This is a genomic window from Paenibacillus sp. cl6col (assembly GCF_900102125.1).
GTDB lineage: Bacteria > Bacillota > Bacilli > Paenibacillales > Paenibacillaceae > Paenibacillus_B > Paenibacillus_B suaedae.
This window is the reverse complement of record NZ_FNAZ01000009.1, coordinates 165,133-189,814: the sequence shown is the minus strand read 5'-3', so window position 1 is coordinate 189,814 and position 24,682 is coordinate 165,133. Positions and strand designations below refer to the sequence as shown.

The 24,682-nt window shown below is 47.7% G+C and carries 22 protein-coding genes; 9 read left to right on the top strand and 13 right to left on the bottom strand.

All coding sequences use genetic code 11. The features are described 5' to 3' along the window. Window positions 1-7: 7 nt before the first annotated feature. From BLS15_RS22095 to BLS15_RS22070, 6 genes are all read left to right on the top strand, one after another. Entirely contained in the window at window positions 8-1,042 is a 1,035-nt protein-coding gene (locus BLS15_RS22095; RefSeq protein WP_021253606.1) for an ABC transporter ATP-binding protein, read from the top strand. Continuing rightward, entirely contained in the window at window positions 1,023-1,976 is a 954-nt protein-coding gene (locus BLS15_RS22090) for an ABC transporter ATP-binding protein (RefSeq protein WP_021253607.1), read from the top strand. Before BLS15_RS22095 ends, BLS15_RS22090 begins: the two co-directional genes overlap by 20 nt. A gap of 42 nt (window positions 1,977-2,018) precedes the next feature. Continuing rightward, on the top strand, window positions 2,019-3,665 hold the full coding sequence (locus BLS15_RS22085; protein WP_090513744.1) for a peptide ABC transporter substrate-binding protein: 1,647 nt from the start codon (window positions 2,019-2,021) through the stop codon (window positions 3,663-3,665). Between the two features lie 2 nt (window positions 3,666-3,667). Further along, window positions 3,668-4,057 carry a DUF3899 domain-containing protein gene (locus tag BLS15_RS22080; protein ID WP_021253609.1) on the top strand — a complete coding sequence of 130 codons (390 nt, stop codon included), beginning with the start codon at window positions 3,668-3,670 and terminating at the stop codon, window positions 4,055-4,057. Between the two features lie 295 nt (window positions 4,058-4,352). Continuing rightward, window positions 4,353-4,865, top strand: a complete 513-nt coding sequence (locus BLS15_RS22075) for a DoxX family protein (RefSeq protein WP_028531462.1) — start codon at window positions 4,353-4,355, stop codon at window positions 4,863-4,865. A gap of 478 nt (window positions 4,866-5,343) precedes the next feature. Further along, entirely contained in the window at window positions 5,344-5,838 is a 495-nt protein-coding gene (locus BLS15_RS22070; protein ID WP_161627130.1) for a DinB family protein, read from the top strand. 61 nt (window positions 5,839-5,899) lie between these two features. On the opposite strand, the gene BLS15_RS22065 is transcribed toward BLS15_RS22070, so the two are convergent. The 9 genes from BLS15_RS22065 to BLS15_RS22025 form a co-directional block, all read right to left on the bottom strand. Next, window positions 5,900-7,105 (bottom strand): VWA domain-containing protein, encoded by a 1,206-nt coding sequence (locus tag BLS15_RS22065; protein WP_021253612.1) that lies wholly within the window; start codon window positions 7,103-7,105, stop codon window positions 5,900-5,902. Window position 7,106: 1 nt separating this feature from the next. Beyond that, on the bottom strand, window positions 7,107-9,449 hold the full coding sequence (locus BLS15_RS22060; RefSeq protein WP_090513741.1) for a DUF5682 family protein: 2,343 nt from the start codon (window positions 9,447-9,449) through the stop codon (window positions 7,107-7,109). Beyond that, window positions 9,449-10,552: an AAA family ATPase gene (locus BLS15_RS22055; RefSeq protein ID WP_036590943.1), complete on the bottom strand. Its 1,104-nt coding sequence runs from the start codon at window positions 10,550-10,552 to the stop codon at window positions 9,449-9,451. Before BLS15_RS22055 ends, BLS15_RS22060 begins: the two co-directional genes overlap by 1 nt. 102 nt (window positions 10,553-10,654) lie before the next feature. Continuing rightward, a complete protein-coding gene (locus BLS15_RS22050; protein WP_021253615.1) occupies window positions 10,655-12,514 on the bottom strand; it encodes a HEAT repeat domain-containing protein in 1,860 nt (619 codons plus the stop codon). 12 nt (window positions 12,515-12,526) lie between these two features. After that, window positions 12,527-13,966, bottom strand: a complete 1,440-nt coding sequence (locus tag BLS15_RS22045) for an SWIM zinc finger family protein (RefSeq protein ID WP_028531466.1) — start codon at window positions 13,964-13,966, stop codon at window positions 12,527-12,529. Window positions 13,967-14,019: 53 nt separating this feature from the next. Further along, entirely contained in the window at window positions 14,020-14,838 is an 819-nt protein-coding gene (locus tag BLS15_RS22040; RefSeq protein ID WP_028531467.1) for a hypothetical protein, read from the bottom strand. Between the two features lie 436 nt (window positions 14,839-15,274). Beyond that, the gene (locus tag BLS15_RS22035) at window positions 15,275-16,171 is read right to left on the bottom strand and encodes a serine/threonine-protein kinase (RefSeq protein WP_036666656.1); all 897 of its coding nucleotides are present in this window, start codon (window positions 16,169-16,171) and stop codon (window positions 15,275-15,277) included. Between the two features lie 180 nt (window positions 16,172-16,351). After that, window positions 16,352-17,176, bottom strand: coding sequence for an alpha/beta fold hydrolase (locus BLS15_RS22030; RefSeq protein ID WP_090513738.1), 825 nt, complete (start codon window positions 17,174-17,176; stop codon window positions 16,352-16,354). A gap of 14 nt (window positions 17,177-17,190) precedes the next feature. Next, complete coding sequence (locus BLS15_RS22025) at window positions 17,191-17,670, bottom strand: GbsR/MarR family transcriptional regulator (protein ID WP_051613985.1); 480 nt, start codon at window positions 17,668-17,670, stop codon at window positions 17,191-17,193. Between the two features lie 266 nt (window positions 17,671-17,936). On the opposite strand from BLS15_RS22025, the gene BLS15_RS30080 reads away from it, so the two are divergent. Together BLS15_RS30080 and BLS15_RS22015 are read left to right on the top strand one after the other, a co-directional pair. Next, complete coding sequence (locus tag BLS15_RS30080; RefSeq protein ID WP_368087138.1) at window positions 17,937-18,278, top strand: MFS transporter; 342 nt, start codon at window positions 17,937-17,939, stop codon at window positions 18,276-18,278. After that, a complete protein-coding gene (locus BLS15_RS22015; protein WP_139170709.1) occupies window positions 18,164-19,123 on the top strand; it encodes an MFS transporter in 960 nt (319 codons plus the stop codon). Before BLS15_RS30080 ends, BLS15_RS22015 begins: the two co-directional genes overlap by 115 nt. A gap of 64 nt (window positions 19,124-19,187) precedes the next feature. Here the strand turns inward: BLS15_RS22015 and BLS15_RS22010 are convergent, their stop codons facing one another. Next, entirely contained in the window at window positions 19,188-20,108 is a 921-nt protein-coding gene (locus BLS15_RS22010) for a VanW family protein (RefSeq protein ID WP_028531470.1), read from the bottom strand. 256 nt (window positions 20,109-20,364) lie between these two features. Here BLS15_RS22010 and BLS15_RS22005 point away from each other — a divergent pair, with 256 nt between their 5' ends. Then, window positions 20,365-21,231, top strand: a complete 867-nt coding sequence (locus BLS15_RS22005) for a YitT family protein (protein ID WP_021253633.1) — start codon at window positions 20,365-20,367, stop codon at window positions 21,229-21,231. Window positions 21,232-21,300: 69 nt separating this feature from the next. Here the strand turns inward: BLS15_RS22005 and BLS15_RS22000 are convergent, their stop codons facing one another. The 3 genes from BLS15_RS22000 to BLS15_RS21990 form a co-directional block, all read right to left on the bottom strand. Beyond that, window positions 21,301-22,338 (bottom strand): glycoside hydrolase family 18 protein, encoded by a 1,038-nt coding sequence (locus BLS15_RS22000; RefSeq protein ID WP_021253634.1) that lies wholly within the window; start codon window positions 22,336-22,338, stop codon window positions 21,301-21,303. Between the two features lie 46 nt (window positions 22,339-22,384). Continuing rightward, entirely contained in the window at window positions 22,385-23,674 is a 1,290-nt protein-coding gene (locus tag BLS15_RS21995; protein ID WP_090513735.1) for an alpha-L-fucosidase, read from the bottom strand. A 161-nt stretch (window positions 23,675-23,835) separates the two neighbouring features. Then, the gene (locus BLS15_RS21990; protein ID WP_021260296.1) at window positions 23,836-24,672 is read right to left on the bottom strand and encodes a YitT family protein; all 837 of its coding nucleotides are present in this window, start codon (window positions 24,670-24,672) and stop codon (window positions 23,836-23,838) included. Window positions 24,673-24,682: the final 10 nt, after the last annotated feature.

Genomic DNA, 24,682 nt, shown 5'->3' with positions numbered 1-24,682 from the left:
TGCACTCATGAAGCATTTGCTCGAAGTTCAACAATTGCATATTGTATTCCAATCAAGAAATAGAGAGCTTCAAGCCGTGCGAGACGTGTCCTTCCATATTGATGAACGGGAAACACTCGCAATCGTCGGCGAGAGCGGCAGCGGCAAAAGCATAACCGCTCGAACCATTATGGGAATGCTCCCTGCTCCACATGCGAAGCTGAAGAGTGGAGACATTCATTTTCAAGGCCAAGACATCACTTCACTCTCTCGCTCTCAGATGAGGAAACTAAGGGGTTCCGAGATTGGTATGGTCTTTCAAGATCCGATGTCATCCTTGAATCCAACGATGAAGATCGGTACGCAGATCAGTGAAGGTTTGCGACAGCATCAGAAGCTTACCAGAACCGATGCACGAACGAGAACGATACAATTGCTGCAGCTCGTAGGCATTCCAGATGCGGAACGAAGATACAGTCAATACCCGCATGAATTTAGTGGAGGAATGCGGCAGCGTGTATCCATCGCTATTGCACTCGCCTGCAATCCCAAGCTGCTGATAGCGGATGAGCCTACGACCGCACTGGATGTCACGATTCAAGCCCAAATTCTTGACATGCTGACAACGCTGCAAGAACAGATGGGAAGCTCAATTCTGCTCATTACCCATGATCTCGGTGTCGTGGCTGAGGTCGCGCATCGCGTTGCAGTCATGTATGCCGGAATGATTGTGGAAACAGGAACAGTCGAAGATATCTTCGAGCGTCCGAAGCATCCATATACATGGGGCTTGCTTCAGTCCACGCCGAAGCTGGATACCTCCGAGGATGAACGGCTGACACCGATTGAAGGTTCTCCTCCAGAGTTATCCGAACCGATCACTGGCTGTCCCTTCGCGAAGAGATGTCCTTATACCATGCAGGTCTGCCTGCAGCATCTGCCGGACACCCATTCGTTCACAGATCAGCATAGCGCTCGCTGCTGGCTGAATGATCCCCGATCTCCAATCGGACACGGGACAGGCCCTGCAAGGAGGAATGAATATGTCGAAGCCTATTCTTGAGCTCCATCAACTGCATAAGCATTTTCGGACAGGTTCGAATCACAGCGTGAAATCAGTTGACGGAATCAGCTTATCCATCCTTCCCGGCGAGACGGTTGGCCTTGTTGGTGAGAGCGGCAGCGGCAAGTCAACATTAGGCAGAGTCGCTGTAGGCCTGCTGGAGCCTACAGCTGGAAAGGTGGTGTTCAATGGCAAGGAATTGGCTAGCGCACGTGGCCTGGAACGTCGTGAGCTGAATCGGAGCATGCAAATGATCTTTCAAGACCCGCATGCATCACTTAACCCTCGACTGCGTGTTGGCGACATTATTGCCGAAGGAATCGACGCACATCGCTTGGCAAGGGGCAAGGCCCGCAAAGAGCGCATTGCTGAGCTGCTTGAGAAAGTTGGGCTTCACCCGGATCATGCACTTCGCTTCCCGCACGAATTCAGCGGCGGGCAAAGACAGCGTATCGGCATCGCCCGCGCATTGGCCGTGAATCCGCAATTTATCGTCGCTGATGAACCGATCTCTGCACTCGATGTATCGATACAGGCGCAAATTGTAAATCTGATGAAGGATTTGCAAATCGAACAAGGCTTAAGTTATTTATTCATTGCCCATGACCTGGCGATGGTCAAACATATTAGTGATCGAATCGGCGTGATGTATTTAGGGAAAATGATGGAGCTGGCTGATCGAAGCTCATTATTCGCCAATCCGCTTCATCCATATACGCAGGCCTTATTGTCAGCAATTCCAACAACGAACCCTTCAAATAAGAGGCTTCGTGAACGTATTGTACTGCATGGCGATCCGCCAAGCCCGCTATCTCCGCCTACCGGATGTCCGTTCCATAGCAGATGTCCAGCAGCAACGGAGCTATGCGCAACTCAAATGCCGGAAGGCAAGCAAGTGTACAGCAATCACTGGGTTGCCTGCCACTTGTATTAAGAAGATCTATTACATATGAAGCTTTTTATTGGAGGAACGAGCATGAAAAAATGGAACCTAATGTTAGCAATTCTTATTTTAACCGCAACTGCCTTAACCGGATGCTCTGGAAGCAATAGCGGGACAGCGAAGGAATCATCTGCTGCCGGTACAGAATCCAGCGACAAGATTCCGCAAGTGATCACAACGAATCTATCGGGCGGCGAACCGTATACCCTAGATCCAGCTCTCGCTTCAGATACAACATCTTATTTTATTATCGATAACCTTTATGAAGGCCTCTACACATATGACAAAGCCGGCAAAATCGTAGAAGGTGCTGCAAGCAAAGTCGATGTATCTGCTGACGCCAAGACGTATACATTCACGATTCGCGATAATGCGAAGTGGTCGAACGGTGATCCTGTTACCGCACAAGATTTTGAATACGCTTGGAAACGGGTGCTGAATCCGAAGACAGCAGCGTACGACCCTTCCTCACTGTACTACATTAAAGGTGCAGAAGAGTACAACACAGGCAAAGGAAGCGCAGATGACGTAGGCGTTAAAGCCAAAGATGATCATACGTTGATCGTTGAATTGAAGGCACCGCTCGGTATCTTCCCGATTATCTCGATGGGACATGCGTATTTACCGGTTCGATCTACGGTCGTAGACAAAGACGAGAAATGGGCAGCTGAAGCGAGCACAATCGTCGGCAACGGCCCTTACACTTCGAAGGAATGGAAGCATAACGAAGTGATTACACTTGCAAAGAGCGATCATTACTGGAACAAAGACGCCATTTCGATGGATACCATCCATTTCAAAATGGTGCAAGATGCAACAACCTATTATCAAATGTACAAAACCGGCGACCTTGATTTGATTACAGCACTGCCAATCGACACACTGGATCAAGAGAAAGAAAATAAAGAATACTTGGCTCATCCTACGTTCAGTGTCTATACGTATTCGTTCAATGTAAATGAAAAACCATTTACGAATCCAAAAATTCGTCAAGCATTCTCCTATGCGATCGATCGCGAGACGCTGACGAAGAATGTAACGAAGGCAGGCGAACAGGCTGCTTACGGCTATGTGCCATACGGCATCAAGAACCCATCGGGCAATGACTTCCGTGATGATGCAGCTAAGTATTACGAGTTCAATCCTCAAAAAGCAAAAGAATTGCTCGCTGCAGGCTTGAAGGAAGAAGGATTGTCCGCTCTGCCGCCTGTTACATTCAAATTGAATTCTGCTGATAAGCACAAAAAAGTGGCTGAAGCATTGCAGGCAATGTTCAAAGAAAATCTCGGCGTTGAAGTGAAGCTCAAAGCACAAGAATGGAAAACGTATATTGATACGTTTAAGCAGAAGAACTTCCAAGTTGCACGTATGGGATGGGAAGGAATCTTCCTTGATCCGCTTGGCGTACTTGTTCACTATCAATCTTCGAACTCGAACAACTTCACAAATTGGAACAATAAACAGTATGATGACCTGATTGCAAAATCTACGTACGAGTTGGATCCTAACAAACGGGTTGAAATCCTCCAGCAAGCTGAAAAAGTATTGATGGAAGACTTGCCAATCATGCCGATCTTGTTCTCCGTGGATACAGCACTTGTAAGTCCAAAAGTAACAGGCATCGTGTTCGATGTTCGTTCTAATCCAGATCTGCGCTTCGCAAAGCGTGTTGAGCAATAATCATGTTGGCACGATACGCGGTATCGTCGATTATCGTCGTGGCCATCGTGTACATCATTAGTGCTCCCCCATTCGGGCTTATGAGTGATCGAATTGATGTAGGCAGTGTGAACAGATGCTTTCTGTATGGACTGATTCTATTGATTATTGGTGCATTCGCTTATGTTATGCGTACTGGATTTTTGAATCCAATTGTACGTGGAGCTTCTTCACTAGGCTCCATGTTCACAGCGACATCGAAAGCACTGCGCGAGGAAGATAGACATCTTCAAGCCGACACTTCACTTCAGCACTGGAAGTTGACAGTTAGCCGCAAGCTGAGCGCATATGCGCTTGGCTGTGGCAGCGGCATGTTAATCGGCGCGATTATCCTACAAATTCAATATTTCTAACCATGTGGCGCTATCAGGCTATCCCCTATTCTCAATAGGAGATAGCCTGTGCTTTACTACTTCATAAGCATTGGATGATTCCCGTCTGTACGGCTGATGCGATACGATTCTCTTAATCCTACTATTTTTCTAGTGATTACGCATAATAATGTGATATCCGTTATATTCATGCAGAAAATGCAAGCTTTTAGTCAAAAAATAGCTCTAATGGGGCTTGCAAAATAGCGTCCTGCACTATAAAGTGTTTATGCATCCTATATATGGGAATCACACGAATATTAAGGAGGATTGATTAATGATTGATTTTTTACGGAAAAATGTGTGGGCAGCAGCACTATTGTTGGCCCTCCGGCTTTATGTAGGCTACACCTGGGTTTCAGCCGGATTACACAAAATGACTGGTGGAGGCTTTGATGCAAGCGGATTTTTGAAAGGTGCTCTAGCAAAGGCTTCTGGCGAGAATCCTATTGTTCAGAGTTGGTGGGCGTCATTCCTCGAACATGTCGCAATCCCGAATGCCCAACTATTCAGCCTCGTGGTTCAATGGGGAGAACTTCTTGTCGGTATCGGCCTGATCGTAGGCGGGTTAACGAGAACTGCAGCATTTTTCGGCATTGTAATGAATATGTCATTTCTACTAAGTGGTTCTATCAGCGCCAATCCTATCATGATTATCCTTACGTTGTTCATTCTCGTCGCCTATACCAATGCAGGCCGCTTCGGAGTGGACCAACTGTTGTTCCGCAGACTGAAATTGACTCGCAGCCATTCACCTCAAAGCAGCACTTCAACCTCAGTAACCTCGTGAGTAACACAACTGCTCATCAACACGCTCACAATGGTAAACAACATAGCTCGATCACTATTGTTCTTTTTTTAGTCCTGCAAGTTATAGCGTATTTATTTTATTGACTATACAATTACAATTGTCAGCGTGACTCCCCAACCGCCTTTATTTAATCGCTTTAAATACACTCGATGTTGTAATCGTATCCAGCATTTCTTATTTACCTATACCTCATCAAAACATAAGCTTCCAATCAGTCTCCATCAATAAGGTATGTAATATTCACCTCTGTTTTCGCATATCTCCCATTTTATTTTGGTTCATCCTGTGCTAGGCTGAATGCACCGTAAACCATCCTTCTAACGGTTCCTGTCATTGAGCTGCTGCGAGAGAACACTTCTTAATAAGTGATTTCTTAGCGGCTCTATGGCAGCTAACCCATGATCGCAGTACAATATAGATGTCTAGATGGAAAATCAATGCAATGGGAGAGGATACTTTGATTGCAAATTCTATTGCCAGACTCGAAGCTGCCTTGAATACGGTGCCTGAACAGTTTCAAGCGCTGCAAGAGGAAGTCTATCAACCGCGTACACCAGGAAAATGGTCTCGCCTGCAAATTCTCGGACATCTATGTGATTCAGCAATCAACAATGTATCACGATTTATCCAGCTTCAGCAGAGTGGAATCGCCAATGTTTCGGCAGATCCACCAAGTATCACTCCATATAATCAGAACCATTGGGTTGATGCGCAGCAGTACAACAACGCGCCTATTGAAGACGTAATCAGATTATGGTGCAGCTTGAATCAAGCCGTCCTTCGAGTGATCACACATCTCTCTCAACCAAGCCTTGATGTGCGCTGCAAACTCCCTGACGGACAAATCGTGACCTTGGAATGGTTGATTCAAGACTACGTGGCGCATATGGAGCATCACCTGCACCAAATTTTCAGCAAGAGATCTTGCCTTCCAGTTCATAAATTAAAATGAAAAAAGGACGGTTAACATACCGTCCTGTCCTTTTTAGATCTATAACTTTGTGAGCACCACATCACTTGGTACCTACCCGCTTAGCCAGCTCAGTCAGATCATGCCCTTTCAACGCTCCTTCAACCAATTCTGGCAGCAAGCTTGGTGTACAAGCGAAACATGGTGTTCCATCCCGCGCTAGAATCTTAGCAAGATTCTCATCATAGAAGGGCTGGCCTTGATCAGATAGCGCGAGCAGGCACATCGTCCTTACCCCTGCTTCCCTTAGCTCCTTCATCCGGCGAATGAGCGCTCCACGATTGCCGCCTTCATACAAGTCGGACACAATGATGAACAATGTCTTCTTCGGCTCCGATATGTACTGCTCACAGTACGCCACCGATTTGTTAATATCCGTTCCGCCGCCCAATTGAATCCCGAACAGCATGTCAACCGGATCATTAGCACACTGTTCTGTAAGATCAACCACTTCGGTATCGAATACGACAACCCGTGTGTCCAACGACGGAATCGATGCAAATATTGACCCAATAACAGACGCCCATATTACGGAGTCCGCCATCGATCCGCTCTGATCGATATCTACGATGACCGTCCATTCTTTATTGCGCTGTGCGCGGTCGAAGAAATAGAACCGCTCCGGAATGATCTGTTTCCGCTCCATATCATAATGCTTCAGGTTGCGCGAAATGGTTCTCTTCCAATCGATACCGCTTACAGACGGAAGTGGAGAATGCTGTCTTCGATTTAGCGCCCCCGTAACCGCTCGACGTATATCATTTTCTAGCAGCTTCACGAGATCATCCACAACCGCCTGTACAAGCATGCGTGCCGTATCCTTAGTCTTCTCAGGGATTTTGCCCTTCAATGATAGCAACGTGCCCACTAATTGAATATCTGGCTTTACTTGTGCCAGAACCTCCGGTTCAAACAGCAGCTGCTTCCATCCTTTTCGCTCCATCGCATCATGCTGAATGATCGATACGACATCTTCAGGGAAGAAGGAACGCACATCTCCAAGCCATTTCGATAAGCGAGGTGCTGATTTGCCTAGTCCTGCGCCCTTGCCGCCAGCAGATGAGCCGGATCCACCTTGTGAATCAGTCGTCTCGTCATAGATTGCAGCTAATGCTTGATCCATGATCTGTTCTTCTTCCGACAGATGGGTACAACCATTCATGGAATAGCTGGACAGCTGCGCCTCCGCTGGCTGGCCGAGGATGAGCCGCCAACGTGTAAGTGCTTGTGATTCAGCGAATGTGCTCATGTTATATGTCCCCAAAATCAAAATCATTCAATTCGTCAATCATGCTCGCTTCTTCCTCCTTCAACTCACCCATAAGCAGCTCTTCGGCCTGTTCGGGTTGGACGCCCCACAATTCCCCAAGCAGCTCTGCTATCATCGCCTTCTCTCTCGGATCGAATGTGCTGAATGCTCGCCGCAGGAAGACGAGTGCTCTTACAAACTCGCTATCATCAAGAGATAGAATATATTCATTCAACTGTTCCCAGAGCGTCATGCGTGACAACAGCGCATATCGATTGCGCATTGATAATCCTTCGAACCACCCCGCACCCAGCTCTGCTGGGATACCTGGGGACAAGCGGCGTGACACCTCCTCTGCACATTGCTGTGCAGAGATGACGTTGCGTTCCATCAATATGGCACAGGCAAATCCGCATAACCGTGGATTCCGATCATCCCGCTCTGCCAAGTGTTGCAATTCTTGCAGCCATAGCGCTTCATCAACCCGTTCGCTATGATCGAGTGATATGCTGTTCAACTCGTTCATAGCGATGATCATGGCATTGGCAGCCTCATCATTGCAGCTGCTGGCATCGAGCAGGAACAGACAAGCGCGGAAGAACAGCTGCTCCAGCAGCGGCAGCAATGGCGTCATATCGATACGTCTTATATCACCGTAACGGATAATTGTAGATAGGTCTCTTGCAGCCGCCGCAATCTGAACGACATCCCGACTGTCCACTGCCAGCCGCTGCAGCGCTTGGCGAGCGGCTTCCATCTGCGTCAGCATGCCGCACTCGCAGGCGACGCGGATTAGCTTGGATGCCTCGTCAATCGTTACGCAGCCATCCAGCCTCTGCTGAAGCACGTAAGCAGCAGCTACCTCAACTGTCTCCCCCAGCAATGTCGATTCGACGACTTCAATTTCTACTTCCGGCGTCCATTGAAGAACCCAATGCTCGGCCCAGGTTGCTTGCTCTTGCGCGCTCGGCTTCTGCTTCGCAAGCGATATACCAAGCAGAGTTAGCCGATGGAGTAGAAATGAGCGATTCAAGTCAAGAAATGCAGCTTCTTCCGAGCTGACACGACGATTCTCGCGCAGATCAAGCGCCAGATCGGTCGCCACGGCCGTCTTGTACTTCTCCAGCTTCAGCTTGCGCAGCCAACGGTTCAGATCATCCTGAATCGGTGTCTGGCTAACACCATCAGCAAGTGATCCAATTGCAGTTCCGATATCAATTCGCGCTAATGCTTCAGCGATGACAGACAGTTCACCGCGACCGAGCAGTGTAAGTGCCGCATCACGTAAATCCAGCAAGGTCGGCGCACTCCCTCCGTGTAAGGAGGCAAGCGATTGCGCCAGACGTACGGCTTCAATTACCTCTGCTGTTGAGCGATGCGTCCCTGATTCACGCAGTTGACGGGCAACTGCTGATAAATAATGCATGGGCAGATCAGCAAGCGTGCCGTCCAGCATGTGCTCCCACATCAACTGGAAGTAGCCAGGCGCATGATTACCCGCTCCATAACCTGAGCGTGAGGACAATCGATAATAGGAATAAGGCATCAGGGTAAGCTTCGAGCTCCGCTTCGGCAGCTGCGCCACTTCTTCATCCGTCATCGCTGCCGTTAGATCCGCCAGTGCAGAAGCATGATACGCACCGCATATAACGACGATTTTTTCAGGAGCATGGCCTGCGTTTATCGTGTCTTGGATGCTCCGCCGCATATATGCTTCTCTAATCGCGTTGTAGGCATACTCCGTGCGATCGGTCAGTCGTTCTGTCTCTTCTGTTAACAGCCGCATCTCAGCGGAAAAAGCCAATATGGAATCACGATAGGCACCCGGGTTCAAGTTGTGCTCGTAGTTTCGTTCCCAATACGTATCATAGTCAGGCTCCCCTGCCAGCTCGGCAATTCGGCCGTAAATCGAGCGCTGTTCCCCTTCCTGTATCCGTTGTTCAGATGATTCAGTCTCCATGCTGTCACTTTCCTCATCAGCAGAATCTGCGCGATGCCGTGTTTCCTGCAAAGCAAGCGTGACAGAGGATGGAAGATCGATAAATGCAGCTTGTGCGCCATGTTGCTCTGCCCATCTCATGGCTTGCAGCTCTGGCGAATAAGCGGAAAATGGCCACATGACCGTCCGCACGGGCAAGTCATCCGTAAAGGCCAAAATGGCGATAGGCGGCTTCGTTACTTCGTTCGTCAAATGACAGATGACCGGCGTCGCATCCGAGGGGCCTTCGATAAGCACAGCTGTAGGCTGTATCCGCTCCAGTTCATCCAACATATGCTTCGCGCCGCCCGGCGATAAGTGCCGAACCCCGAATATGTTCACGGCAGAAGCCGCAACCACGCTCATCACTCGTTCAGCTCCTTACAAGCCGTGTATAGTCCGCGCCATTCCGCGCCGCGCTTTTTCATCACGTTGTCGAGATATTCCTTCCAGACGAGTTTATCCTTAACATCATCCTTCACGATGGCTCCCTGGAGTCCAGCCGCCAAGTCTTCATCGCTCAGTTCTCCGCTTCCGAAGCTTGCTGCAAGCGCCATGCTGTTCGTGAGCAGGGATATCGCTTCTGCCGTCGATATGACACCCGCCGGAGACTTCACCTTCTCCTTTCTGTCAACCGTCATGCCGCTGCGCAGCTCACGGAATATGGTCACAACCTTGTGAAGCGCCTCATCAGAAGGAGCAGCTGTCTGCAAATCATAAGCGGAAGCGATCTCCTGAACGCGCTTCTTCACGATCTCAACCTCGGTATTCATATCCGATGGCGTTGGCAGCACAATAATATTGAATCGGCGCTTCAGGGCAGCCGACATCTCATTGACTCCGCGATCTCTTGTATTTGCTGTCGCAATGATGGAGAAGCCCTTGCGCGCATTTACTTCCTTGCCGAGCTCAGGCACAGATATTGTCTTCTCGGAAAGTATCGAGATAAGTGCATCCTGCACCTCAGAGGCGCAGCGAGATATTTCCTCAAATCTAGCGATCCCACCAGCCTCCATCGCCCGCATAATTGGGCTCTGAACAAGCGCTTCCGGCGTAGGTCCGTTCGCAAGGAGCATCGCGTAATTCCACGAGTACCGTACATGTTCTTCGCTCGTTCCAGCAGTTCCTTGTACGACAAGACCGGAATTACCGTAAATGGCGGCAGTCAAATTCTCGGAAAGCCATGACTTGGCTGTACCCGGTTCCCCGATCAGAAGGAGTGCTCGGTCTGTCACAAGTGTTGCAATCGCCATTTCCACTAATCGTCTGTTGCCGATATATTTGGGTGTAATTGTCGTCTTTCCTGCCTTGCCTCCCGTGATGAACGTGAGCACCGCTTGCGGAGACATTTGCCATCCTGTTGGAATCTTTCCTTTGTCCGCCTTGCGTAGTGCCGCAATCTCATCCTCATACAAGCGCTCGGCTGAGAGTCGCATGATATCCTGCATTTGCTGTTGGCTCGTTGCCATCTCATCATCTCCCCTGACGTTTAATCTCGTTACACGCACCTGTCTTATAACTCTGACAATGCGCCCGCAATTCTTCAATTTCCGTGTTAGAAGGAATCAGCGCTATACCGATTCTGACGCAACCACTGCTTGCTTCTTCTCCATCTGTTCCACGACATAGCGCAGTTGTTCGCCAGCCGAATACTTGTATATAGGAAGAACCTCTGACAAGCGGGCGTGATACGAAGCTGGCAGCTCATATAAGCACGCATACACATTTCCATCAAATGTGTAACAATTCGAATTTTTTTTGTTCTCGATAGCCCCCACTAAAGCTTCCCACATTACTTCTTCAGGCAAGTCAGATCGTTTCAATCCAGACAAAATCAAGCCAGCGTACGTATTGCGGAATTCAGGATGCTGCTCCAACTTCCTCAACATAAACTTGGCGCTTATTTCGTGTCCCGGCCGTGCAAAAGCACATACGAGCTCAAGCTCATTCTGCTCAATGAACCAATCCAGCCAGCGCTCATCCCATGCAGCAAGAATAAGCGGAAGTGGTTGAATGACAATCGTGTATAGTGACATCATTCCGTTGGAATAGCTCCACTCTGCAGGCACCTCAACATATTCTCTGGACAGTACCAGTGCTTCGATTGTGGAGCACAGTTCCTTCTTCCTTCTCTGCATCTCTTTGTTCGTCTGCATCTTCCACTTGTTCCGCATCGATTCTACATAGTGATCGTACATTGCCTCTGGTGATAACAGATTGAACGAGGCGCGAACAGCATAAGACATGAAGCGTACGTCAAGATCTTCAATTTTTCGCAAATGAGCAAGTGCCTCTTCCGAATTCTCTGTCTCCATATACCAAGCGACAGTGTGGATCAGCTCCAGCCATTGGAAAGGTCTATATTCTTCATAGCGGCCCACGAAATTCGCATATACGTCGTAGAGTTCTGCGCACCGCTTCTCATGCAATGCACGAACTACATATCGGATCCTCGTCCAAGCCGCCTCCAGCTTCTTCTTATCGTCTGCTAGTTCCAACGCTGCGCTCAAATCGCGATCCAAATCCTGCACCAACAGGGCAGTCAGCTGCGGATGATCACATTCAGCTGCCGCTTCTGAGGCAAGTTCAATATCCTTGCCGGCAAACGCTTCATGCAACCGTTCCACCGCTCTGTCTGATCCATAGATCGCAAGCGTATGATACGCGGATTCCCGAATCGCCTTCTTCTTCTCTTTCGTCCATTCAAGAACTGATTCTTCATATTGGATATAGGCTGACAACAATCGGATTGCTGTCGCTCTCACTTCATCCGAGCCGGACTGTGCCGCTTCATAGATAAACGATGCCACGTCTTCTCCGCCGACGGTACCGATGACACGAAGCTTTCTCGCTTCCAGCTTGCCGCCATCGATTTGGAATGTCTTCATCAGATGTGGTACGACTTGCGATCCGTAGGAAGGAAGAATCTTATCCGTAGTTAGATCAGCAATTTCCGTATACGGGTCTCCAAGGGCTGCAATCGCGTACTGCAACAAGCGAAGATCCGCGAACATACCGTCCTCGAATGCCTGTAAGATCACTTCATAGCGTCCTCCGCCTGTTGTCGTTAGTGCTTCTTGCACCGCCGCCAGCTTGCGGTAAGACAGCTTCGTAGACAGATTGCTCGGATAGCTCTCCATGTCAGTCAACTGCCCTGCCGGAGCCGAGCTTCCCTGCGTATATAAGACGGAATGAAGGAGCATTCCAATGTCCTGCAGCGTCTCCGCTGAAGACTGCTCCTTGCCCGCAGGAGGCTCAATTAATGATGCAATTCCTTCTGCCAGCCGCTTGAAAATGGGGGCCCGCTCACCTAGCTGCTGGAACTGCGGAAGTAGTCGTTTTAGACGGAAGTCGCCGACTGCCAAATCACTGCCTGCAATATACAGTCGCCGTACTTCTTGATGAAGCTCTTGCAACAATGCTGTACTCATGGCCAATCCTCCTTAATACATGAGACGGATCATTTCCGCATCCTTCATTATTGTTAATGGCTGTGCAAGCAATCGTCCGCTTGCAAGTCGGTGCTCGAACATGACCAGCATCGAAGCATCCTTCGTCCAATCAGCAGGGAGCAGCGGGAGCAGAGACACTGTGGAATGATGAGAAGCGCACACATCATCCAGCACGATCTGCTGGCCCGCTTCATCCAACAATACATATTCATTCTGATCTGTCTGCTTTATGTCTGACACATGAAGGAGCATCACTGGATTTTTATCGCCGAGCGGATTTTTCAGCTGATTTTTCACTTTCTTGAGTACATCAGCATACGAACGCTGTGCATGTGCGGACAAGCATTCCACATCTTCCGCTCCTACTACTCTAGTAATCAATTCATCCCAGCGTACTCTGCGATTCATCTCTCCCGGATATCGATAGAGCGTCTTCACTTGTGCAACATCGAAGAAGCTATCATCTGCACGCATTTGCTTAGCCGCCTTATACGGACGATACTGCATCGTGCGATGAATATCACCAGTTTCTCTCTCCATCCAATAGCCCTGATCGACATATTCTTGTCGAGCTTGATCATCGTAGCTGAGGAAGGAGAGTTGAATAAGCTCCACATTCTCGCTCATCAATCCGCATTCTTTCAATTCGTTAAGCTGCCATGCATGACCCAGCCACTCTTCTACGGTGCTCTCGTGATCCAGTGCCAGTTCCGGATCATCCAGCTTCGCAGTCAGATGGCTCCGCCCCTTCTTAATGAAGGCATGTAGGAGAGTCAACTGCTCCATTACATTGGTATAGATGGTTTCTCGATCTTCATCACTCGATAAATATAAGGCCAGTCTGCGTAGTTCATTCTGCGCTCCAGGCAAATAGTGATTCCCTAGCTGCTTGGCATGATCCTGAATCATCTTAATCGTCTTCGTATCAATCGTACCGATGCCCCCACGCACGAGCGACAGCACCAGCTTCTCTAACGTCTCCAGTCCGTCCAGCTGTGCCTGAACTTTCTTCTTCAGCGCGGACTTGTTTACTTTCTTCGGCTTTGGCTCAGCATCATCCGCTGCTTGCTGCTGCTTCTTCTCTTCGCGTTTCTCGGCCTTCTCCCGCTTGGAGAGGATATCCTCAGGCACAGGCGCTGTTGCGAACTCCCCTCCGCCTACATAAGCATATAGCAGCCCAAGCGCATGCTTGCATGGCAGCTGCCTGCTTGGACAGGAACAGCGCAGAATTGGCTTCTCAGGCTGGATGAAGTCTGCCGAGCATTGATAATTCGATTTGCCGCTGCCCGAGCATTCCCCAAATAAGAGTGAACCGTCCTCTGAGCGGTTCAACTGTACGAAGCTCCGCTTTTTCACGAGCCCCTGTCCATTCTTGATGGCTGAGGCGTTCGGGGCAAGTGAATCTACGTATGACTCTGTAATTTCGATCATGTTGATTCCTCCTATCTGTCCAATGTCAACTATCCTTTTTATGTACTCGATTCCTATTCATACAACCACTTGCCAAAGTAATGTTCAACCGCATGATCGGAATACCCATCCACTCCACGCCAGTTTACAACAGCGAAGAAGTCGTTTTTCCCACCCCTGCCTGGCCTGTTCTCCGAACCAGCTCGCAGCACACCCGCATAAGACAAAATTTCCATCATCACATCGCGTTCCTGTTTATTGGATGGCAGCACATTGCTTAAGTTCTTCTCCAATTGACGCGCAGCATCGCTAGGCTGGCAGCTTTTTATCGCGGTCAGCATATGTTTGAGAATGGTCACATCCTCTTCCGTAACGTCAACTGTCCCTTCTGCTAGGAGCTGTTCCAGATCTAATAGACAATATAGGATATGGTTAAGACGAACGCCTCCCCATTTCATCCGCTCGAAATTCAGAACATTGATATCTTCATTCGTATAGGATTCAAGAACGGCAATCCCGCTCTTGTCACATTCATAGCAATCCCCATACATCGCGTATGTGCTGCTCTTGCATCTACCGATATTGCTCTCAAATGGATGGGGTAGCAAACTATGTGTTAGTGCCCAACTGGAGAGCGCACTTCGCAAATGCACCTTACGCGTAGACAGGCTGTGCAGGAAGGCTTGTGCCACCATCTCCTTCGTAATCAATTTATGCAATTCTACGATACGCAGCACACATTCATCGTGACTCATTGTCACGGGATCGAACATCAGACCTTTGCCCTTAGCGTACTCGAAATCCTCCCCAGCGAACGTTATCGTACGAGTATCTTTCCATCCCGCACTGCTCCAAAACGTTTTCATCAGTATCTGCTTCGCCTTCTTGTCCACTCCGTCCTCCTTCAAATTTACCGCATTCGTGTCATTTTGATGAAAATTTGCGAACATATGTTTCCTTTGATTGTGAAAAAAAACGCCGAAAGCAGTGCTTCGACGAATCTCTTCTTCATAATAACGAATTTATAAGCTCACAGAACAGGTCTCTTAGTCCCATTCCTTTCGTTTCTTCATTGCAAATTTATAGGAATATAGTACCACCTGCATATTCAGAACTACTTACAGATTGTTCTCGCGAGTGCGATCACAGCCATTATGCCCCTCTCCAATAGCTTACCTCCCCTAGTGGATATAAACAGTTATAGTACGTGTTGACCTGCGATTTCTTCCAGTCTATAAAACATGAATAATCCCCTCCAATATTATTGGAGAGGGATCATAAAAGTAAAATTCCTTCGTTTCTACTCTATCGGTTCATGCAACCATGAGATCATGATATCGTCTGCCCTCGAGCTTCATCCCAAGCAGATTTGAAAGCTGCAATGCTTGGAAATCGTTGTTCTCTATCCTGCTGAACGGCTTGCAGAGCGATCTCATACAGCACTTGTCCCGCTTCCCAGCGTTCCAAAGCGTGATTTCGTTCCCCACCTAACAGTCCAAAAGCAATGGCTCCTAAATTATACACATTCGTTCGGGAATCGATCAGCGCGCCTAATTCGTATTCCTCTGGCGATTTGGATCGCATCGCTCCCCAGAATTGTTCCCCGATATCATTGATAGCAGGAGATCTCCGATAAAAGTCGATATCACAAATCTTCGTTCGATTGGTTATGAAATCATATAAGATACTTCCATCATAAAAGTCTACAGCCACATATCCCTGTGCCTCCACATGCTCATGAAATGAGAAAATGACATCCAAAGAGTTCAATCTCTGCTGCATGGATAGGTGACGGTGGCGATAAAATGGAGATCTTGGATCATGGTACTTTGCTGGTGGCGGGAATGACCAGTGAGAATGTAGACATTCCCCTTCGAACCACTCAAATACGCCTGCATATCCACCACCCTGAACATCAAAGTGTTCCACGAGTTCAATCAAGTTCGGATGCTTCAGTTCCGTATATAACGGAATCGCCGCCTTTAACCGCTCGATGGCAGCTTCCGGCTCGCCCATATACTCCTTCGTTCTAGCACCTGCATATTTAATAAATCGCTTGCGTCCTTTTTGCTCAACGCCAAACGCAATATTCCCAGAATCCTGCTCGTCGAATACGCAGAATGCATGTCCATACTTGTAAATCCAATCGAAAGAATGAGCTTCCTTGAGCTCAAATGATACATTTCCTAGCTGAAGCGTTACAGAAGTGAATGATTGTGTTGTCACGATGCTTCCCCTCTCATCCTATCGGGGCTGCCGCAGTTTCGTGGGCTACTTATGCGTTGACCCCATCTCGTTGATACACCCAATTCATATTCGTCATTTTTGCCATAGCACAACGCCTCCTTCACTTTTCACGTTCCACCACCGTATCACATTCATAAACCGCGTACAATAGAAATCCGATTAGGATTGCTTCCTTTCTATCACAACATCGTTGTACGCTCTCAACGGCCTGTCCTCGAAGAAATCGATAATCATCTCATTGAAAATATCTCTGCGCATTGTGCTCAGCGGATCATAAGCATCTCTGAACAAGGCAAGAGTTGCATGATTAATATGATTATAAATGGTACGAGACCCTTTCCCCTCGTCAATACCAGTCATTATCTTTCTTTCTCCTCCCATGACTAAAGCTGGTGACTGAATGCGGTACAGTTCATTCGTATGCGTCGGGAAAGGAGCCGTCTTCATAGCAAGGAGCATCTTCTTATCAATTGAGAAAGAATTGCGTAATATTTGCTGTGTATATGGATCATCCTTATAAAACTTCATCATGAGATTCACGATCGTACGGTAAGGAAGCAGGCTGAAAAGAAAATTGGAAATGGACAGCACCCAGCCTGCTGCAACCGTCGGCATTTCACTATAGCTGTTCGATATGACTAGCTTATCTATATATTGTGGATACCGGATCGCAAGCAGGGTCGCCAATTGTCCGCCCTGCGAGACACCGATGACATGTACTTTGTTCAGCCCAAGCTCATCCAAGAAACACTTCAAATCTTCAACAATCACGTAATGATCATATTTGCCTTCTGGAAATTCCTTAGTAGAATCGCCATGCCCCCTATAATCCGGCATTATCATGCTGTACCGTGCTGAGAAGGCTTCGAATTGCGGTTCCCACATTCGCCATGATGATCCACTGCCATGTAGGAATAAGACAGGCAAACCCTTCCCCTTACTCTCATAATGCATGAGCATCCCATTCACAGCTGCCTTCGGCATGATGTTGTCTCCCCCTAGTTATGACTGTCCTTATGTTGACGTTGTTCCTGCCACTGAACTAGAATTTGCTTCATTTGGTGGACGACAAAATCAAAAAACTCGATGCTTTCATCCATTTTCATTTTTGCTTGTTCATCCGATGCGATGGACTTCGCCCGCCTCACGTAATTCCCCATCATTCCCCCTTGCGCAATGCTCGTATGCAAAATCGATGTCCAAGCATCCGGATGCAGTTCGTAGTAATCCCGTTTGCTTCCAGGGATACCTACTTTGCGAAATAAGGATACTTGAACCCCTTGACGGACAGATAAGGATGCTGTGCCTTTACTAATCTGCAAGTCCAGCACCATTTGATCAAGCGAACGCGGTTCTCCTGCTAGCAGCAGATAGCCCCATATTTTCCCGAGTGAGCGCGCACCCCCTGATGATTCGATATACGTTCCGAAATCCTCGATCAAAGACTGCTGAGCATCGTTCAACTTGAAATTCCCCATGACAACACCCTCTAATGTTTAATTAATTTAATATATATTAAACACAGAAAACAAAAAAAATTCAATCTTCTTTTTCTTTTTTCGACGTAACAATCATGAGTGAAGAAAATATCTGGTATAATTCATAAAAATAAAGGTGAAACAGTCCATTGCGCGATAAGAACTCAAATTAGATAAATACAAATTAGATAAATAGACTGATTGGGGTGAATGTTATGAAATCCGAACTGTGAGCGATTGATTATTCGCATCCCAATAAGCGCAGTATGGGGTATACCATTTTATTGATTCTATCGTTGTTTCTCGTATCTACAAATTTGCGAGCCGCTATTACGTCCATTTCCCCGCTGCTGGAAGACATTCAGAAAGATTTGGGAATGAACGGGATGTCGGCTAGCCTGCTAACGACCATTCCACTGTTCTGCATGGGAATATTCGCTCCTATGGCGGCCAGCTTGAGCGATCGATTGGGAATGGAAAGAGCGATCACCGTGTGCATCGGACTAATCGGCATCGCGACGGCCGCTCGCTTCTTCGCGTCACCTCCTTCCTGCTCTTGCTTACCGCATTGCTTGCCGGTATCGGGATTGCGGTTGCCGGTCCGCTGATCTCTGGTTTCATCAAGCATCATTTCCCTGCTCACGCCTCATCGATAGTCGGCGTCTATTTAACCGGCATGGGCATCGGCGCTTCGATCAGCTCCGCCTTCGCGATACCGATTGAGCGTGCCGCACACGGATCATGGAGCACGGCGCTTGGCATCTGGTCCATTTTCGCGGTTATCGGGATACTTGCGTGGTGGCCGATTATTCGAAAGCATGCGTCAACTGACCATCACGACGCATCGTCTCGCAAGCAATCGAGCAAGCTTCCGTGGAATAATAAGCAAGCATGGCTATTCCTCATTATTTTTGGACTGCAATCCGGCATCTACTACACCGCTGCTACCTGGCTTGCCCCCCGTGCTCAGGAGATTGGGATGGATGCGGCAACTGCAGGGACGCTAGTAACAGTATATTCGATCATGCAGATGATCGCAGGCTTGGTGACGCCTCTTATGTTGAATCGTACCACTTCTCGCAAGTCATGGCTGTTAGCCTTTTCCATATGCAGTCTGGCAGGATGCAGCGCGCTTTCTTATTTTCCTGCCGAGGTGAATCCATTTCTGTCGGCAGCAGTGATGGGGATTGGAGCGGGCGGCCTGTTCTCGATTGCGTTAATCCTGCCTCTCGATGTAACAAGCACTTCGCGCGACGCAAGTCTATGGACGGCCATGATTCAGTTCGGCGGATATTTGATAGGCGGATTACTCCCCTTGGTTTCCGGAGTCTTTTACGACATCGGCGGAAGCTATCAAGCCTCCTTTCTCACTCTAATCTTCACCAGTCTGATTCTTATCGCGGTATCCGTATTCTACCGCGGCAAGCGGTACACACATTATTCGCAACAATAAGACGGTTGCTCTTCCATCAAGAGGAGCAACCGTCTTATTGTTGATTATCGTACCCTTACCTGCATTATTCTTCCTTGTCCACATCGATATCTTTCACTTCTTCAGGCAGTTCCTTCGAAGCACCAGGTACATCACGTTGCTTGTAGCGAATATCTTCCGATGAGTAAACGCCAATATGTACGGTTCCCCCGTTGGCAAAGGCTCGGATCAATATCGGTTGATTGTAAATATTATGGAAGGTAAAGTCGGGTCCATTCCAGCTTACCGTTGCATCACGACCAGGCGGTACATAGGTTACATTCCTAGAGTGAGAGTAGCGCTTCACAATCTGTAGCCCTGCGCGGTCGACAGCGTTGAACAGGGTGGATGATATCTGACATATGCCGCCCCCTATTCCTTCTGACAATTCCCCCTTCACGATGATAGGCGCACGCACATACCCTCTCTCTTGCGTGCGCTGCCCAACAACTTCATTAAAGGAGAACGTCTCTCCTGGAAATAGGACGTGATTGTTAATCGCCTCTGTAGCAAGCTTTATATTCATAGAACGGTTTTTATTGTTCGTATTATAGAAGGTTGTGTAATGACCAATTTCCTTCTCACGAATATGCGATAGGAGTTCACTGTCTACTTTTGGATAGACAATCTGCATCGGCACCTCTATCCTCATCGAACCGCTGTTGACGATGTATTTATAAAACTGCTCGATAAATGCTTCTCGATCCAGCCTCATTCCATTTTTCTCGGGAATAATCCCACCATAACCATTCAATGCTGCATTAATCGGAGCAATGGCTACTTGGCGATCTATCGCTTTCATCAGCTTGTCTAATTGTTGCTCGTTCACAATAGCAGCACCAGGAAGTAAATAATCCGCACGGTGAGCAGATGCAATTTGTTGGCCATGATGTCCAATAAGGATTGGTTCCGATACGGTTGGCCGTGGGAGCAGCAATAGCACTAACCAGAGAAGTTGCAGATACATATTATTCTCCTTTATGACAATTCCTCATCCTTGAGGCACATCTGAACCCATTCCACTTGCATGAAATAATTGCCGCTACCTTATCCTTTTCTTATTCCAAACGATATATACATGCTCTACCAGTTCGCGCTGAGTTTTGCATTTTATGACTGTTATTTTCATGAGTTTGGTCACTTTATTGTTCATGTTTCATGAAAATGATATGATATACATACGTAAAGTTAGTACTAACCTATAGACAGAGAGGATTTGTTGCATGGCTAGAGTTCATAAGAAAATGTCCGTTCTAGACATCTTGAAGAGATTCATCTTCATCACGTCTGGTGCAATTCTAATGGGGGTCGCGTTGGAATTGTTCCTCGTCCCTAACAGTGTGATCGATGGCGGAATAACAGGTATCTCCATCGTAATATCCAAGCTAACCGGAATTCCGCTAGGCGTGTTCATCTTCCTTATTAACCTTCCGTTTCTCATCATCGGATACAAGCAAATCGGGAAAACATTTGCATTTTCCACCTTGTACGGAATCATTGTCATGTCTGGAACGACATTTTGGCTGCATCCTTACAGCGCATTCACGAATGAGAAAATCTTGGCGGTACTGTTCGGTGGCTTTATTCTCGGTCTCGGTGTTGGTCTCGTTCTTCGCTTTGGCGGATCACTAGATGGTACTGAAATCGTAGCCATTCTCGTGTCCAAGAAGACTCGGGTGCCAGTTGGTCAAATTATTCTCATTATCAACGTATTCATCTTTATCATAGCTGGATTCGCATTCGGCTGGGATTCAGCCATGTACTCCATCTTTACTTTCTATATTGCTTCGAAGGTGATGGATATCGTCGTTGAGGGCTTGAATGAGTCGAAGTCGGTAACCATCATATCGCAGGAATATGAGGAAGTATCAGAAGCAATTCAGAGCCGCTTGGGTCGAAGCACGACCTTCATCTACGGCAGAGGCGGTTACAGCAAGGAAGATACCCAAATTATCTATTGTGTCGTTACCCGTCTGGAGCTAGCGAAGCTGAAGTCTGTTGTCCAAGAGATTGACAGCAAGGCGTTCATCGCGATCGAAAGTGTATCGGATGTACTCGGCGGCAACTTCCAGAAGAACGATATCCACTAATCACAAATCCCCTGCATGTCTCAGCGCTTCGCTGACGTATGCAGGGGATTCTCTATTTTACATCCCTAATTAGCTTGTGTAGGCACGGTACATGGCATCCAGCAACGTATGCGTATGGTCGCAGCTATATTCCCAGAACATAACGCCAGCAATTCCCTGCTCCATCACATACTTGCACTTGTGCGTTAAGGATTCTGGATCGTCATACGTAATAAAGTTATGTCCGTCGTACAAATATGGAGATTTCGCTTCCTCATCCCAATGACGAACGAATCCATTCTTGTTGATATACTCCGCAACCAGCTTCGTATAATCAGGTCCATACCCACCCGATCCAGGCGCCATTTGCAAGTAGCCATTATTCGTATTCGGCACATCCTTCCACATTCTTGAATAGAAGGCAGCACCGATGACAATCTTCTCTCTAGGCACTCCTGCAGCAGCGAATAAACGTACAGATGCATCTACGCTAATGCGGAACAAGTCGCCAGTCGATGTGTACAAGTTCGTGTGATGACCGGTCAAGGTTTGGAAGCCGCCGCGCATATCGTATGTCATGAGCTGAATGAAGTCCAAATACGAATGGATCACATCCATTTCTGTACCATCGATATAGTATTGGTCTGCCCCTGCTGCAATCGTCAGCAGATAGTGTTTTCCGTCTGCTTGCCCCTTGGCGTCAAGCACCTCGCGCAGTTCCTTGAGAAGCAAGGTGAAGTTCTGCTTATCATTCGGGCTGGAAGCAATTCCTGCCTCCGAATAGCATGGGTACTCCCAGTCAAGGTCGATGCCATCGAACGGTGCTGTCTCTAAGACTCGCACTGCAGACTCTGCGAACAGCCGTCTTCCTTCTGCTGTCGACGCAGCCTCAGAGAACCCGCCTGCACTCCATCCGCCCACAGACAGTAGAATGAGCAGCTCAGGGTTGTAAGACTTCAATACTTGCAATTGAGACAAATTCTGCAAATGATCAATCGTAATGCGGTCGTTCTTCACATGACCAAATGCCACGTTCAAATGAGTTAGTTTCTTCGCATCTTCTGCTGTAACATTCGGCAGTACAGGATCACCTGCATAACCCGCTAAAATCAGCTTGTTGCTGCTCATGCTGTCGTCTTCCTCTCTACGTTGTGTTCTCTATGATTGCAACTCCCTAGTTGTGTGTAACCACGGCACCGGAACCGCCGTACATATCCAGTTCGCCTTCCAGTTCAATCTTCAATACCGTTACATTCTCATGCGCATCTTCCTGCGTCATATGTATCCATGTTGTACCCGGAATATTGAACCACGGCACACCGCCTTGAATCTCATAAGTTAATTCCTTGCCAGAATGAAGCACCGTAATCTTTTTAATTTTGTTCGAGAGACCTTTTAAGCAAACGCTTTCTTTCGGATCATCATATACGAACAAATATAACGTCTGACGATCCTTGGACACGGTACTGCCGCCCAAGTAATAACGAGCATGAATGCCTTCATCCGTCTCATAAATAGCCTCTTCATGCGTCCGAATCCAGTTGCCCAGACCAATGAGCGTCTCTTCCTGACGCTGCGGAATTGTTCCGTCCTCCATTGGCCCTACATCCAACAGCATATTCCCGCCCATCGTAATGCAGTCACAGAACATTCGGATAATTTGATTCAATGTTTTATAATAATCATCATCGTGCTGGTAGCCCCAAGAGCTGTTAATGGTCGTGCAGAACTCCCATGGCCCTACTGGTCTTGTAATTGGCAAGCCCTGTTCCGGAGTCTTGTAGTCCCCATGCCCTTGAAGCCTGGAGTTAATGATAAGCTCAGGGTTGAACGATAGCAGGTAATCCTTGAACGCTGGCAAATTCCACTGTTCTGCGCTGCGTTCCCAATCCCCGTCGAACCACAGCAGATCCACCTTGCCATAGTCAGTAAGCAATTCACGCAATTGATTGTTATTGAATTCAAGGAAGCGCTGCCATGCCTCTTCATCCTGTACACCATCGGTCGGACTGCAGAAGCGGTTCACCTTGCTCAAATCCTCAGGCACCTTCCCGCCTTCGTACACACTTGCATAATCCGGATGTGACCAGTCTATCAAGGAATAGTACATACCAAGCTTAATACCGCGATCTGTAAGCGCCTTGGCATACTCTTTGATCAGATCACGCTTGGCAGGCGTCTTCTTCACAACGTTCAAGTCGCTGTACTTCGTATCCCACAATGCAACGCCATCATGATGCTTCGTTGTCAGAACTGCATATTTCGCGCCAGACTTCTCGAAGAGGTCTGCCCACTTGTCTGCATCGAACTTGCTTGCCGTAAACCCATCGAGCTGCTTCATGTAGTCTTCATACGACACTCTTCCATTATAGAAAGACCAGGATTCTGAAATCCCATCGACCGCATAAATGCCATAATGAATGAAAATCCCAAGCTTCGCTTTCTCAAACCACGGTTGTACCATTGTTGTGCCCTCCCATATTCTAGTTGTACAATTCGTATTATCGCACACTTTGGCAGAAAAGTGTTAGCGAAAACATTCCGCGCCACACCTAACTTTTTCACAGTTAGATGTGGCGCGGAATCCAAGTGGCAGACACGCCTTATTTGGTTGTTTAAGCCTGATTATTTCGTAATATCAATAAAGCCTTCTCCGAATACATCCCTAACATCATGAATCGTAATAAATGCATCCTTATCTGTTGCTCGGACGATTTTCTTCAAGGTTGATACTTCCTGCTTACTAATAACAATGTACAGTACTTGCTTCCGATCCTTCGTGTAATAACCATGTCCTTCGAGCACCGTCACTCCACGATCCATGACGACATTCACTTGCTCCGCGATCCGATCATGCTCCTCGGAGATAATCGTAACCGCCTTCTTCGGATTCAATCCTTCGATAATGAAGTCCATCACCTTCGTCCCTACATACAGCATCGCGATAGTTAGCATCAAGCCTTGCGGACCAATGATGAAGAACGACGCGAATGCCACGATGAGGTCGAAGAACAACAATGCGTAACTTACATTCCAATCCAAATACTTGTTCATAATACGTGCCAAAATCGTCGAGCCTGCTGTTGTGCCCCCAACTCGGATGATGAGACCGATCCCGACACCTGCGAAAATACCGCCAAAAATCGCATTGATCATGAGCTCATTGGATGCAATCCTCCAGCTCTCCGTCAAATGCAGGAATAATGAGTTGAACACAACTGCAATGATGGTATAGATCGTCGTATTCTTATCCAAGAATTTGTAGCCAACGACAAGCAATACCGCATTTAAGATCAAGTTCATCAACCCTGGTGACCATTCAAACAGATAGTAGAGAATAATGGTAACCCCTGTTACCCCGCCCTCACCGAAATCATTGGGGATGACAAACAAGTTAACTGCTAATGCAAAAATGAAAGCGCCTGCGATAATGATAGCAATATCCGTAATTCTTTTTTTCATGAAAGCCCGT